Genomic DNA, 13153 nt, shown 5'->3' with positions numbered 1-13153 from the left:
GTCGTGGTGAGTCCGTAGGTAGGAGGGTGGCGCTCTCCGGGTGGCGCTGGATACGACGGGCTCGGGTGGGGTGGCGGAGCTGGCGGCTGCCGAAGCGGTGGTATTCGCGGACCAGTTGGAGGGGCATGCCGCGGTGATTCGGTCGCTGGCGGAGCGGATGTCGGGTTCGGCTGCGTCGGGGGGAGGCGCCGTGGTTGGGTCGTCGGTGTCTGCGGAAGGGGCGGTCCAGCGTGGGTGAGGTTGTGTCGGGCGAGGAGTATGTCGCGGAGATCGACGCGGCGGTGTATGCGGATCCGAAGCGTGCGGCGCGGCTGCGGGAACTGCACGAGGCTGCGGAGTCGACGATGTCGGTCGATGAAATGCGTGCGATTTCCGCGGAGTTGGCTGAGCTTCAGCGCGAGGGCTTGGCGGAATTGAACGAACGCCGGGCGGGCGCCGGGCTGCCCGTGTGGAATCCGCAGCCGCCGCAGGTGTGAGCGAACGGTGATGACGGCCGGGCCCGCGCGTGGGTCCGGCCGTTTTCATGTGGCCGGGTCGGCGGTGGGGATGTCGTCGATGGTGGGCGGATTGTCTCGCCGGTAGCGGCGTTCGTTCTCTTGCCAGAGGGCGGTGAAGAACGGGGCGAGTTGGTCGGGCGGATCGTCACAAGGGCAGACGAGGGCGTGGGGAATGCGGCAGAGCGTGCCGACGGGTAGGGGCCGGTCGCCGATGTTGATGGCTTTGCCGTCATCGGCGATGACCCAGCGGTGTCCGACGGGGGTGATGTGCCAGGGCAGGGCCATGCCGGGTTCGAGGAGTACCCACCGGTGGTAGCCGGTTTCGTACCGGTCTTGGAGCGTGTCGCAGTGGCGGCAGCGGGGTTCCGCAGGCGGGGGTGGTGCGGCGGCGCCTTCATCGAGGGCTTGCTGGTTCTCGCAGCTTGTCAGGAGGGCGTTCCAGCAGGGGGTGCAGTGTGGTCCGAACGGGCTGCCGCGATCGCGAACGGTGGAGTGGAGTTGTCGGCACGCTTGGCAACGGATGACGGTGTCGAGTTCGCCCATGTGTGTGAGGTTCGGATATCGGCGGGGTGTGCCGATAGGGCGCGTGTCGGTCGCATCGGGGGCGTTTGCCGGGGTGCTGTGAGCTGGTGTTTTGTCCCGGTGATCGAGTGCCGTACCAGCAGTCCCGATGGGCCTGTCCCGACGGCCCCACGCAAGGCATGCCCGGCTGTGCGGATTGCGGTCGGGGCCGCCGGCGCAGCCCTTGCGGGGTGGTTCAGCACCGGTCGGTACGTTGGCGGTCATGACGACGGGAGATATGCGGAGCGGGCGTTGTGCGGTTTGCGGCCGGGGTGAGGTTTATGCGGCTGAGGTGCACGGTCAGTTGGGACTTCGGGAGCCGGGCGGGTTTTACGCCGGCCAGAACTCCTTCACGGCTCTGATCTGTGCAGTCTGCGGCTATACGCAGTGGCACACGCATCTGAATGACGGCTGGCGCGATTGGCTGCGCAGGAAGGCCCACCGAGTTCAGCCGGAGACGCCGGAGTGACACCCCGGCCGGCCCGGGTCAACGGGAGCACGCGCCCCGTCAGGGGCGCGGGGAACGGCGCGAACGGCCACAACTCACCCGCAGCCCGCAAGCGTCGGGCAGGGGCACCCCCTCACCGGAACAACGGAGAGGGCCACGCCCTAGCTGCGCGCGACGTCCTTGAGGAACACGATCCCGTCGTACCCACCCAAGTGGGCCGGATCCAGCGGAGCGTACCCGTAGTAGGGGGACAGACGGCGGGCGGGCCGCGTGGCGCCGAGGGCGGCGTCCAGTCGCGGGGCGTCGACGACGTAACGGTCCTCCGGCAGCGCGTACAGGAGCCCTTCGATGGTGTCCGGCGGCGGGGTGTCCACTCCGTGGTGGCGGATCGTGCCGAGAGCTGTGGCCAGGAAGGCGTACTCCTCGCCCAGGTGGGCGCTCACGATCGCGCCGGCGCTCCACCACTTCAGCAGCGGCTGGTCCCACATGCGCATCTTGCTCTTGTCCCGCTGGAGATGGGCGTTATGGGCGTGGACCAGTGCCGGGCCCTGTGCGGCGACGGCGAGGAGGTTGTCGGCCATCATCTGATCCCGCAGGCCGACCAGCCGCGTCATACGGCTCGGTGAGGTGTCGGCCATCCAGAAGTGGTAGCGCAGCAGGCCGGTTGCGGTGCGCCCGTACAGGCGCGCCCGGTTCCAGTCGTCGCGCGAGGTCGCCGTGACCAAATGCGGGGTCTGTGCGTCCAGCAGTGCCACCAGATCGTCGGCGAGCAGCCGCAGTTGACCGGCCTCGGCCGTCTGCCCCACGGACTGGGACGGGTCCATCATGGCCGCGGAATTGGTCCACCGGTCGTCGGCGCCGAGCAGGTGGTCGAGGGTTTCCGCGGTGCAGGGGAGCAGGTCCGTGTCCACCCGGGCTGCGAGGTAGCCGTGGAGTGCGGTGAGGGCCTGCCGGGGGCTCGCGGCGCCGGTGATCTCCAGCGGGCCGTCGAAACCGGCGAAGCGGAGCCGTTCGGAAGCGGGCCGGCCGTCGTTGTACGCCCGCATCCAGCGCACGAGTTCGCGGTTGGCCGCGGACGCGCCGAACCCGTGGCTGAATCCGTGCTCCATGACCTCGTCGAGAGTGCCCGTGCCCGAGGTGACGTAGTCGTCCACGACCAGGCCCGCCATGCAGTCGCTCTCGATCGCGATCGTCCGGTAGCCCTCCTGTTCCACGAGTTGCCGGAAGAGCTCGTTGCACAGGCCGAGCAGAGCGTCCTCGCCGTGCGTGGGCTCGCCCAGGGCGAGCAGCCGCGGCCGGGCCCGGAGCAGCCTCATGACGGCGGCAGCCTCGACGGCATGGGTGGTGGCCTTGATGTCAGCATCCATGGCTTCAACGGTATCGTTGAACTTTCGATTGAAACTTGCCCGCGATATCCTCAGCCCCGTGGGGCGAAACCTTCAAAACGGCAGACAGCTCAGGCCGATCGACCTGGCGCGCGGGCACGGTCTGTCCACGCAGGCCGTCAGAAACTACGAGGAGGCCGGCATCCTTCCGGCCGCCGGTCGCACACCCCACGGCTACCGCATCTACACCCAGCTGCACGCGCGGGCCCTGCGCGCCTTCCTCGCCCTCATGTCCGGCCACGGCCACCGGACGGCGACGTCGATCATGCGGGCCGTGCACCAGGGCGCGGCCGAGGAGGCGTTCCGCCTCATCGACGAGAGCCACGCCCAACTCCTCGACGACCGCCGGACCCTCCAGGCCGTGGAGAGCGCCCTCCGCGATCTGGAGCCCACCACGGCGCCCGAGCCCGGTGGGCGATCCGAGCCGGGCGCGGTGTCCGGGTCCGGGTCCGGCGGCACATTTATCGGGCCGCTGGCGGGGAAGCTCGGCATCCGGCCCGCGACGCTGCGCAAATGGGAACGCGCCGGGCTGGTACGCCCGCGCCGCGACCCACGGACCGGGTACCGCGTCTACGACGAGGCCGATGTACGGGACGCGCGGCTGACCCACCAGCTCAGGCGGGGCGGCTATCTGCTGGAGCAGATCGCCCCGCTGATCGCCCAAGTGCGGGCGGCCGGTGGCCTGGAGCCGCTGGAGGCCGCACTGGGCGACTGGCACGGTCGGCTGTCCGCCCGTGGTCGGGCGATGCTGACCGGGGCCGCCGAGCTTGAGGCGTACCTCCGCGAGCGCGAATGAGGCCTTGCCGCCCCATGGTCGTAGCGGCCTGTCAACTCCCTTGCTGCGGAGGGGTATTCGATGCGCCGTGGGAGCCCGGCATCCACAGCAGGGCCGTTACGGTGCCGACCAGCACCAGGGCGCCGCTGATGGCGAAGGCGAGGGCGTACCGGGAGACGCCGCCGTGGGCTTCCGCGATGGTGGAGAGCACGGGGCGACGCCCAGCGCCGTGGCGGGTTGTGTTGAGCAGGCCGGAGGCGAGGCCGGTCAGTGAGGCGTCGACGACGCTGGTGGCGCAGACCGTGATCGGCGTGAACGCGAGACCCGCACCGAGCCCGAAGACCAGCGAGGGCGCGGCGATGTCGGACAGGAAGGCGCTGTCCGGTCCGACGCGGGCCAGCAGCAGGAACCCGGCCGCCGTCACCGCCGTCCCCAGTACGGCAGTACGCCGGGCGCCCCAGCGTGAGGTGAGCCGTCCCGCCAGGTGTGCGCCGATCATCACGGCGAACGCCGAGGGCAGGAAGCCGAATCCGGCGCGGCTCGCGCTGTAGTGCAGCACCTGCTGGAGATAGAGGGCGAGCAGCACCGGGCTGGCGAGATAGGCGACACCCAGGCAGAAGACGACGACATTGGCGCTGGTCACCGAGCGGTACGCGAAGACCCGCAGCGGCACCAGGGGTTCCCGCGCCCAGCGCGCCTGATGGGTGAGGAACAGGACGAGCAGTACCACTGCCGCGACCAGCCCGGCCTGCGCCGCCGTCCGGGTGGCGGGTTCCCGTACGGCGACGATGCCGTGGACGAGCGCGGCCAGCCCGGCAGTCACCAGCAGGGCGCCGGCTATGTCCAGCCGCGTCTCGCGACCCCACCGGCACTCGCGTGCGTTCCCGACGATGCAGGAGGCGGTCGTCTCCGCCTTCATTGCCGCAGGAGCTCCCGCGAAATGGCCCTGCACAGCTGGTACGTCTTCGGCACCTCGCTGGTCACCTGGCTCGGTGCCCAGGAGCAGCGGCTGCTCGACGATGCGCCCGTACGCTTCGATCTCTTCCTGGACAGCCTGCTGCGCGGCCTGCCCGTCACCGACCCACCGGCCTACGGGGCACGTCCGAACGGGCCGTAGAGCGGCGCGAGTCCGCGCCGGGCCGTTGCCGTGGAACTGCGGGGACATGGCGACCGGAGCGGCCGATTCACGGGTGCGAGACTGAGCCCCATGTTCGTACAGTTCCTCGCGGCGACCGGTGTGCTCGCCGTACTGACCATGGTCCCCGGCCCCGACATGGCCGTGGCCACGAAACGGGCCATCGCCTCCGGTTGGCAGGACGGCCTGCGAACTGTCGGCGGTATCACCGCGGGGCTGCTGATATGGGGCGCGCTCACCGTGGCGGGCCTGGCCGCCGTCCTCGCCGCGTCCGCCACGGCCTACACCGTCGTCAAGCTGGCCGGAGCGGTCTACCTGCTCTTCCTCGGCGTCCAGACACTGTGGCACAGCCGCCGCAACCGCCCTGGCCCCTCGACTGTGCGCCTGCCGTCCCCGTCCGGCAGCCCGTGGCGCACCGGATTGGTCGGCAACATCTTCAATCCGAAGATCGGCGTCTTCTACACCGGCCTGCTGCCCACACTCGCCCCGTCCGGACTCTCCCCACGCGTCGGCATGGCACTGCTGGTCCTGCTGCACGCGGCCCTCACCTTCCTCTGGCTCGGCAGCTACGTGATGCTGCTCGCCAAGGCCCGCGCCTTCTTCGAAAGACCCGCCGTACGCCGCGCCATGGACCGTGTCACCGGGGTCGTCCTGATCGGCTTCGGCGTACAGGTCGCCACGACCAAGCCCTGACCGCCCAAGCGCGCCCCGTAAGGGGCGCGGGGAACTGCGCGAGCAACCAATACGTGACCCGCAGTCCGCAAGCGACAGACAGGGGCACCCCCTCACCGGAACAACCGCGAGGGCCAAGGTCCCCGGGTCCTAGCCCAACGGCAACATCGCAACCGCCACCACAGCCAGCAGCCCAACGTACGTCCAGGCGTAGGCCCGATCCGGAATCCGCGGCGGCCGCCGCCGCAGCACCGCAATCACCGGCAAGGCCCCAAGAAGCAACGCCGCGGCGGCGCATGGATCGACGAGCCCGATCAACCGCACGTGCGCCTCCGCGGCAGCCGGGACCGCGGCGGCGCTGAGGGAGACGGCGGCGGCCGGCACCGCGATGACGAGCGTGAGGGGGTTCGCCAACGCGGTCGCCACACCCATCGTGTGCCCGGCCCGCCGCATCGCGGGAACCGTCATCACGCTGCCTCCCACTCCGAGGAAGGCCGCGATCGCACCGACCGGCGCACCGAGCACGACCGGCAGCGGCCGTGCCGCTCCGGAAGCCGCCGCGAGCGGTGTGTGCGGATGGAGGAATCCGGGACGCAACAGCAGGTCGGTGATGGTGAGAGCGACGTAGGCGATGAACGCCCAGCGGGCCAGTGCGGCCGGGGCGGCCCGCGTGGCGAGCGCACCGGCCGAGGCGCCGGCCGCCAGCAGGAGGAGCAGCGTGCCGCTGCCGCGCAGGGCGCCGAGCACCCGCCGTGGTGTGACGGCCGTCGCGAACCCCGCGTTCACCACCATCACCCAGGCCGAGGTGGCCGTCGCCACCCGCACCGCGTCCCCGCCGAGCGCGGCGTCCGCCCACGCCACGACCGGGACGGTGACGAACCCGCCGCCGAACCCGAACAGCACCGTCGTCACCCCGGTGAGGAGCCCGATCCCCGTCAACGCCAGAACATCCACGCAGCCACCCCACCAGCCGATACGGCCTTCTCGCATGCGAAGGTCGGCACCATTCCTTCGCATCTCGGCCAGTAGCGTGTGCGGGTGAAGAACGTGGCCCTGGACAGCGTCGACCACGTGGACCGAACCGTCCTGCCGATCGGCACCGACTACCCGCCCGGCCACGTACTCGACTGGCATCAGCACCGGCGCGCGCAGTTCCTCTACGGCGCCACCGGCGTCATGGTCGTCGACACCGACGAGGGCACCTGGACCGTTCCGCCCGAGCGCGCCGTCCTGATCCCGGCCGCCACCCGGCACCGGGTCCGCATGCTGGGGGTGAGCACCCGGAGCCTGTACATCGAGCCGGACGCCGTCCCCTGGTGGCCGGCCACCTGCACGGTCGTGGACGTTCCGCCGCTACTGCGTGAACTGCTCCTGAGCGCCGTCGAATTCGAGGCGGACTACAGCCTGTCCGGGCGCGAGGGACATATCGCCGCGCTGCTCCTGCACGAGATCGCCGCGCGCACCCCCCTCCCCTTCCATGTCGCGATTCCCGCCTCCGCCGAACTCGCGACGCTCTGCCGTGAGTACCTGACCGCCCCGGACGCCGGAGTCACCAACGCGGCATGGGCCGCAAGGACAGCCATGAGCGAACGGGCCTTCACCCGGCGCTTCCGTGCGGAGACCGGTGACAGCCCTGCCGTCTGGCGGGCCCGGGCCCGGCTGCTCGCCGCCGTACCGCTGCTGCGCTCCGCGTCGGTCAGCGAGGTCGCAGGACACCTCGGCTACGCTTCGCCCGCCGCGTTCACCGCAGCCTTCACGCGTGCCTTCGGGGTGCCGCCGTCCCGCTTCGCCGCGAGCCGCGCGGGTGGTGGGCCCGCCCACGGCAACCGCATCTGAAGGCTCCCGCCACGGAGCGGGGCCCGGCCCCGTGCGGGCTCCCGCCCGGCTGTCGGAGGCGGTCCGTATGGGGGACGATGATGGCTGCCACCGCGCAGCACGCGATCGAGGCACTGCGTGAGCTGGAACGGCGTCTGCCCGATGTCTTCACGCTCGAGCCCGGTGCCACGGACGCCGAACTGACCGCCGCCGAACCATCGCTGCCCGACGACATACGGGCCATCCTGCGTGCCACGACGGGGATTCGGATCGGGAAGGACAGGTGGGATGGGATGGATGGGATGGACGGGATGGACGGGATGGACGGGATGGACGACGAGCTCGTGCTCGACCCGCGGCGCAACGCCATCGGCAGCGAGTGGTCGTGGGGGCCCGGCGAGACGGCCCGGGTCATCCTCCAACTCGCCACCGGCGACACCTTCTTCGTCGACCGGGACCCAGCGACCGGCGCCTGGGGCGCGGTGTTCTCCCAGTCCGCGGACTTCTTCGACACCTGGGTCTACTGTGCGCGCTCCCTGCCCCGGTTCCTCGTCGACTACGCCCGCGACGCCCTGGCCAACGCGGAATCCGAGGCGGACGACTTCGCCGTTCGCTTCCCCTGCGAGTCGGTGTGGGACCAGCACGTGGAAGTCACCGGCACCCCGGTCGTCGAGCTGCGCGGTACGGCCGATCCCGACCTCGCCGCGGCGATATCCGGCCTGCCGGACGACGCGGTCCTCGCCGATCTGCGCGGCCTGGAGCCGCCGGTGATGATGGCCATGAAGGGCGAAGGAGACTTTCAGCGCCACGGCACGGAGCGGCTGTTCGCCGTCGCCTTCCCCGACAGCTGACGATGCGGGGTGCGACGGCCGTGGCTGTCCGCACCACGCGGAACCCGGTTCGGCGCCGTCACCGGGACCTGCCTGGACGGGAGGGCGATCACTCAGGGGCCCGATTGCTCGCCCGGTCACCCGTCATGAGGCGGGAAGCTCCCGCGACCGGCGAGGCATTCAGCCCGCCCACCGTCCACCGCCCTCCGCGCGGTGGGCCCACAGTGTGCGGGCCGTGCCCGGTCTCCGTCCACCGAGTTGCTCACGCGGCAGTTTCCACTTTCGCTGCGGCGTCGCGGAGCAGTCCCGGGCACAGTCGGCGATGGACGGCGGACAACGGGGGCCAGACCGCGCGGCCCAGCCGTCGGTCGTAGCGCAGGAACGTCCCCAGTGACACCTGGCCTTCGGTGACGCGGACGAGCAGGTTGCCGGTCAGGAACCAGGAAGCGGCCTCCAGCCGGATCCAGTTGTCGCCGCGTTCGGCGATCCGCCATCCGGCCACGGTGTGCGGCGATCGCCCTCGGCTGAGGCGGATGCCGAGGAGGACCCGCCAGATCAGTTTCTCCGCGGCGGTGGGAACATCGCCGAACATCGCGCGGGCCCATTGCTCCGGTGTCGCGTCCAGGTCGGTGTGGAGGGTGAAGACGTCGACGTAGTCGATGTGGGGCAGCGAGCTGAGAGCGCGGACGGCCTCGGGGACTTCGCGCGTTCCTACCGCGCCGACAACGGTGGCCGCGCTGCCGGTGGGCCGGGTGCGGTCGCGATCCCGCCACGCGTCTTCCCACTCCCGGGTGAGGGCCGGGAAGACGATGAGACGTCGGAACGGCGTGATAGCAGCCATGTACAGCCTTCCGGCCAGGCCGTTAGGCCTGACGAGGACTGCCATCCGCAGCTCGTATCCGCCGCCGGTGACCGGTATCCAGCCCAGATGCATCACCGTATGGACCGTCTTGCTCGCCAGTTCGAGGGCGTGCTCGTCATGGGTCTCGTACACCGACTCGAACGGTGCGAGCGCCGTGTCCGAGCCGCGCGGGGCTTCCTGGAGATCGGACGGCAGGCGGTCGCGCAGCGACCGCACCCGCGCCCCGACGCCTGCCTTGGGCTTGTCCCACCCCAGGAGAGCGCCGAGCTTCCAGCGCACCGCGAACAGCAGCCTCAGCAGCAGGGGTTCCTTCGCGGTCGCGGCGGCTGCCTGGACCGCGGCGAGCACCTTGAGGAGATCGTCCCGCCCCGCGCCGGGTGTGCGGATGGCCCATACGTCCTCGAGCCGGAAGTCGGGGGTGAGGTCGTGAATGCGCCACGGGTGGTCGCGATGGGCTGTGTCAGGGAGACGCGGCATGATCGCACCCCTTCTGTATACGTAGGCGTATATCCGCATCCTAGCTGCTTCTATACGGCTCCGTATAGACCTGGCTGGTGGGGCAGGCCGCGAGCGTCGGGCAGGGGCACCCCCTCCCGGAAAACGAGGAGGCGCCCTCGCGTTGCGGGCTCACGGGACGCTTCGCGGTGGCGTCGGACTGGGCCCGGGCCTCGGTGCCGGATTGGCCGGCGGGATCGGCGCAGGGGGCGTGGGGTCGGTCTCCCAGGGGCGCAGGGGTACGGCGGCGTTGAGGAATTCCCGGTTGTGCATGGCCCATTTCGGCATCGGATTCTCGGGTCTGAGCTTTCCCCAGTCGTTGTCTCTCTGCCTCTTCTCCAGGGCCTTTTCCCACTGTTCCAGGTCGCTTCCCTGGTAGAGCTGGGTGAGCATCGGCACGTCGTAGCGGATGTTGTAGTGCCCTCGCCCTTTGTCCTCCGTGACCTTGGAATACGCACCCATGATCGCGGCGATGTACCGGATCGACCCCTCGTCGCTGCTGAGCAGCGACTCCCGTTCCGTGACGCTCCTGCGCGGCAGGTATCCCCGTTCCTCGACCTGGTTGACGAGGGGGAAATCGACGTGCACCTTTCCCGGGCCGAAGGACGCCTGCTTCACAATGCGGCCGATCCCCGAGCCGGCGAGCGACCTGGCCGGAATTCCCTTGACGTTCTTCATCGCTTCCCATGCGATCGCGGCTGCGATTGCCTGCGGGGAGACGTTCCATTTCCGCGCTTCCGCGAGGATGGTCTCCCTGTGCGCGGCCATCCAGCTCAGCACCGCGTCCTCCTGGGGAGAGAACGGTGTGCCGTCGGGGCGCTGCCGCCCGGCGCGGGGCAGGAGGTTGGCGTCCCACAGCTCGATGGACAGCTCCACCGGATCGGTGGGAGGCGGCTGCCCCGGCTGCGGCGTGGGCGTGGCGGCTTCGGGCAGCTCCCAGTAGATGCTCCCGGGCGTGCACAGCTTGGCGCCGCTGCGCTGCCGCTGCATCGCGTGCACCCGGCTCTGGCGCGTTTGCAGCTCTGTCGCCTGGCTACGGACCCGGCTGGCGAGTTCGCGGAGCCGCAGCGCGGAGGAGGTGTCGATGTCCAGCCTGACCAGCTCCTGCCACAGGTCCCCGGCAAGTTGTTCGAGCAAGAACGCGGCCCGGCCGTGCCTGCTCACCAACTCGTCGAAGAGCGGCTGCTTGACTCCGGAGAAATTGGGATTGCCCACCGGGTAGCTCATGACTTCCTCGGCATGGAGTCGAGCTTCGCCTTGGCGTCCTGGACCGCTTTGGCTAGTTGGGCCCGTAATTCGCGTTCGTCAGCACGTACCGCGTCGTGGAACCGCCGGGCGACCGGCCCCACCCAGGCATCGTCGTCCATGGCCCGGCGGGACGCGTCCAGCGCGTGCCAGCAGTCGTCCGAAAGCTGCTGAATACGCGCCACCGTGCGCTGTGCCTCGCGGTATGCGTAGTCGTCTGTCATGTGTGCTCCCCCCTGTTCAGCACGCTACGTCCGCCGCGTCCCCCGCGTCATCCCGTGCTGGTTTGAGGTGGGGGCCAACTTTGGCGGTACACGGCAGGCCCACGTGATCAGCGTTTCGGCGTACGGGAGGAGTCGTGCGCAGCGGGTCGCGGAGGTGTCCGGGACAGGGCCGGGGCAAGCCTGTGAGCAGCCCGGACAGCGGTGCGCTGTCCGGGACAGCCCCATGTCGTTGCGGCGGGGAAGCCGGTGCCAGGACGCTGTGTGCCGACCGGGGCTCGAGCGATCACCGTTTCCGCAGCCAGGCGCGACCCGAGCAGGTCACCCACGTCGGCCTTCGCCCTGACAGCCCCGGGCGGTCGTTCATCGGCCTGCCGACGCAGAGCCACTCTCATTCAGGAGGAATCAATGGGCCGCAGATGTGTTCCACCGCTCCTCGCCGGGCTCATGGTGCTGGGGCTGGGCGGGACAACGGCGCTTCCGGCCGCCGCCGCGTCAACCGCTTCGCCGGCGAAGACGCCGTGCAAGGCCGAACACCTCAAGCGTTATCCGGGTGACTCGACCCCTCCCCGCTGGCGATTCGGCGAGTTGGACTACAGCGTCACCGTCTGCCCGTCGCAGAACCCTTCGGACTGGTCCGTGGGCGCGAAGTGGGAGACGAACAAGGTCGGGCAGGCGAACGGGATCTTCGTCGACTCGGCCAAGTTGCAGGCGCTGCAGACGGATGAGGACGCACAGACCAAGTCCGCGACATACGACGGCGATTTCGTGGTGAAGACCTGTATTCCCCTCGTGGAATGGCCCTGCGGCAGAACGTACCGCGAGCACGTCTTCTTCACCGTGACGGTCACCAAGGCCACCGGGGCCGTGCGGGTGAGCCGGATTTCCCACTCGATCCTGCCGCCCGGCCTCTCGCTGTACGACACGCCATAGCCACCGCCTGGTCCGAGCCACAGAAGGGAAACCCATGAGAACCGTCCGATTGGCCACGCTGGGCACGGTCCTGTGCGCGCTGCTCGGCGCCGGGGTCACCACCAGCCAGGCATCCACGGCGGGAGCCGCAGCTCCGCGATGTGAGCGGGAGCAGGTCACGTGGTACCCGGGGACGCTCCTCGGCCGCTACCGGTACGGGCAGTGGGACATGAATGTCCTGGTCTGCCCGGACAAGGCCCCGGAGGATTGGAAGACGAGCTCCGATGTCGAGATCAATGCGACCGGGAGCAACCTCGGCATCGTCCTCAAGCAGAACTCGTTGAACATCACCGAGACCGGCGAGAACCAGTGGAACCGTTACGCCCGTTACGAGGGGCACTTCCAGACCCGCACGTGTGTGCCGAAGGTGGGGTGGCCGTGCCGGGAGGCGAAGAACTGGAAGGCGTGGTTCACCATTACCGTCGACAAGAGCACAGGGAAGGTCAACACCCATCTGCAAGGCGCGCAGACACCCGGCCACACCTGGGCGCTGTTCCGCACACCGTGAATCACCAATTCAGCACACCGTGACTCACCAATGCGGAACGCACGGCTGATCCCCGCTGCCGCTGAAGACAGCGAGTACTGATGACCGCCTCGGCCTCGACCCCGTATGAACGGCCCCGTCAGCAAGTCGACGGCATACAGGGTCGAGGCCAGGAGACATGGTGCTCCCGGATGTCTACTCCGCTCACGGAGCCGACACCGCTCATGCTGCGCGAACCCCGGCTCACTCGCCGGTGGACCCGATTCTGAGGCGGTTTCCGTCCGGATCCCGAAGCTCGAACTCACGCCCCCACGGCGCTTCTTCGGGCCGGGCACCGAACTCCGCAGCGACGGCACCGATGTCGGTCACTCTCAGATACACCAGCGTGTCCGGCCGGGCGTCCCCCTCGTGCTCGGACAGGAACAGCCGTACGTGACCACGGGCGACCTCGGCGAACACGGGGAAGCCGGGCTCAAAACGGTGCTCCCATTGCTGAATGAACCCCAGACGCGCGTACCACTCGATCGCGGCCGCGGCGTCTTCCACACGCAGAATCGGAATGACCTCTTCGTCCATGAGGCGATCCTGCACCAAGGGTCTGACAGCCGCCGCTCCACCGCGCTGCCGAACCCGGCGGCCGAGGCGTCCGGCCCTGCTAGCGGCCCAGCCCGCGAGGAAGCACACGGCACCGTCTCTCCGCACCTGCCGTGGAGTTGGGTGATACCACGCACCGTGATCTTGGGTGATACTGGC

The 13153-nt window shown here is 69.7% G+C and carries 16 protein-coding genes; 8 read left to right on the top strand and 8 right to left on the bottom strand.

What is annotated here, in order from left to right:
• Nucleotides 1-230 precede the first annotated feature (230 nt).
• Nucleotides 231-476 carry a hypothetical protein gene (locus ACQEU8_RS01570; protein WP_433095944.1) on the top strand — a complete coding sequence of 82 codons (246 nt, stop codon included), beginning with the start codon at nucleotides 231-233 and terminating at the stop codon, nucleotides 474-476.
• Nucleotides 477-521: 45 nt separating this feature from the next.
• Here ACQEU8_RS01570 and ACQEU8_RS01565 read toward each other — a convergent pair whose 3' ends face one another.
• The gene (locus ACQEU8_RS01565) at nucleotides 522-1040 is read right to left on the bottom strand and encodes a DUF6083 domain-containing protein (protein ID WP_433095942.1); all 519 of its coding nucleotides are present in this window, start codon (nucleotides 1038-1040) and stop codon (nucleotides 522-524) included.
• A gap of 627 nt (nucleotides 1041-1667) precedes the next feature.
• Nucleotides 1668-2873, bottom strand: a complete 1206-nt coding sequence (locus ACQEU8_RS01560) for an erythromycin esterase family protein (RefSeq protein WP_433095940.1) — start codon at nucleotides 2871-2873, stop codon at nucleotides 1668-1670.
• Nucleotides 2874-2931: 58 nt separating this feature from the next.
• Between ACQEU8_RS01560 and ACQEU8_RS01555 the strand changes: the two genes are divergently transcribed.
• Nucleotides 2932-3687: a TioE family transcriptional regulator gene (locus tag ACQEU8_RS01555; protein ID WP_433095939.1), complete on the top strand. Its 756-nt coding sequence runs from the start codon at nucleotides 2932-2934 to the stop codon at nucleotides 3685-3687.
• Between the two features lie 31 nt (nucleotides 3688-3718).
• Here ACQEU8_RS01555 and ACQEU8_RS01550 read toward each other — a convergent pair whose 3' ends face one another.
• A complete protein-coding gene (locus ACQEU8_RS01550; protein ID WP_433095937.1) occupies nucleotides 3719-4585 on the bottom strand; it encodes an MFS transporter in 867 nt (288 codons plus the stop codon).
• 21 nt (nucleotides 4586-4606) lie between these two features.
• On the opposite strand from ACQEU8_RS01550, the gene ACQEU8_RS01545 reads away from it, so the two are divergent.
• Both ACQEU8_RS01545 and ACQEU8_RS01540 read left to right on the top strand, forming a co-directional pair.
• Nucleotides 4607-4783 carry a hypothetical protein gene (locus tag ACQEU8_RS01545; RefSeq protein WP_433095935.1) on the top strand — a complete coding sequence of 59 codons (177 nt, stop codon included), beginning with the start codon at nucleotides 4607-4609 and terminating at the stop codon, nucleotides 4781-4783.
• A gap of 90 nt (nucleotides 4784-4873) precedes the next feature.
• Entirely contained in the window at nucleotides 4874-5494 is a 621-nt protein-coding gene (locus ACQEU8_RS01540) for a LysE family translocator (RefSeq protein ID WP_433095933.1), read from the top strand.
• 129 nt (nucleotides 5495-5623) lie between these two features.
• Here ACQEU8_RS01540 and ACQEU8_RS01535 read toward each other — a convergent pair whose 3' ends face one another.
• Nucleotides 5624-6427, bottom strand: coding sequence for a TSUP family transporter (locus tag ACQEU8_RS01535; RefSeq protein ID WP_433102079.1), 804 nt, complete (start codon nucleotides 6425-6427; stop codon nucleotides 5624-5626).
• An 84-nt stretch (nucleotides 6428-6511) separates the two neighbouring features.
• Here ACQEU8_RS01535 and ACQEU8_RS01530 point away from each other — a divergent pair, with 84 nt between their 5' ends.
• Nucleotides 6512-7309, top strand: coding sequence for an AraC family transcriptional regulator (locus ACQEU8_RS01530; protein ID WP_433095931.1), 798 nt, complete (start codon nucleotides 6512-6514; stop codon nucleotides 7307-7309).
• A 77-nt stretch (nucleotides 7310-7386) separates the two neighbouring features.
• Nucleotides 7387-8139: a hypothetical protein gene (locus tag ACQEU8_RS01525; RefSeq protein WP_433095929.1), complete on the top strand. Its 753-nt coding sequence runs from the start codon at nucleotides 7387-7389 to the stop codon at nucleotides 8137-8139.
• Between the two features lie 241 nt (nucleotides 8140-8380).
• Here ACQEU8_RS01525 and ACQEU8_RS01520 read toward each other — a convergent pair whose 3' ends face one another.
• The 3 genes from ACQEU8_RS01520 to ACQEU8_RS01510 all read right to left on the bottom strand — a co-directional run bounded on the left by ACQEU8_RS01520 (nucleotide 8381) and on the right by ACQEU8_RS01510 (nucleotide 10944).
• Nucleotides 8381-9457: a DUF2867 domain-containing protein gene (locus tag ACQEU8_RS01520; protein WP_433095927.1), complete on the bottom strand. Its 1077-nt coding sequence runs from the start codon at nucleotides 9455-9457 to the stop codon at nucleotides 8381-8383.
• 150 nt (nucleotides 9458-9607) lie between these two features.
• Nucleotides 9608-10702, bottom strand: a complete 1095-nt coding sequence (locus tag ACQEU8_RS01515) for a hypothetical protein (protein ID WP_433095925.1) — start codon at nucleotides 10700-10702, stop codon at nucleotides 9608-9610.
• Entirely contained in the window at nucleotides 10699-10944 is a 246-nt protein-coding gene (locus ACQEU8_RS01510; RefSeq protein ID WP_433095923.1) for a hypothetical protein, read from the bottom strand. The genes ACQEU8_RS01515 and ACQEU8_RS01510 overlap by 4 nt, the downstream gene beginning before the upstream one ends.
• A gap of 444 nt (nucleotides 10945-11388) precedes the next feature.
• Here ACQEU8_RS01510 and ACQEU8_RS01505 point away from each other — a divergent pair, with 444 nt between their 5' ends.
• Together ACQEU8_RS01505 and ACQEU8_RS01500 are read left to right on the top strand one after the other, a co-directional pair.
• The gene (locus ACQEU8_RS01505) at nucleotides 11389-11874 is read left to right on the top strand and encodes a hypothetical protein (protein WP_433095921.1); all 486 of its coding nucleotides are present in this window, start codon (nucleotides 11389-11391) and stop codon (nucleotides 11872-11874) included.
• Between the two features lie 34 nt (nucleotides 11875-11908).
• Nucleotides 11909-12421, top strand: a complete 513-nt coding sequence (locus tag ACQEU8_RS01500; RefSeq protein ID WP_433095919.1) for a hypothetical protein — start codon at nucleotides 11909-11911, stop codon at nucleotides 12419-12421.
• Between the two features lie 222 nt (nucleotides 12422-12643).
• Here the strand turns inward: ACQEU8_RS01500 and ACQEU8_RS01495 are convergent, their stop codons facing one another.
• Nucleotides 12644-12976, bottom strand: a complete 333-nt coding sequence (locus ACQEU8_RS01495) for a glyoxalase superfamily protein (protein ID WP_433095917.1) — start codon at nucleotides 12974-12976, stop codon at nucleotides 12644-12646.
• Nucleotides 12977-13153: the final 177 nt, after the last annotated feature.

This window comes from Streptomyces sp. CA-250714 (assembly GCF_050936705.1).
Taxonomy (GTDB): domain Bacteria; phylum Actinomycetota; class Actinomycetes; order Streptomycetales; family Streptomycetaceae; genus Streptomyces.
The sequence above is the reverse complement of the archived record's forward strand: the minus strand, read 5'-3'. Positions and strand labels throughout refer to the sequence as shown.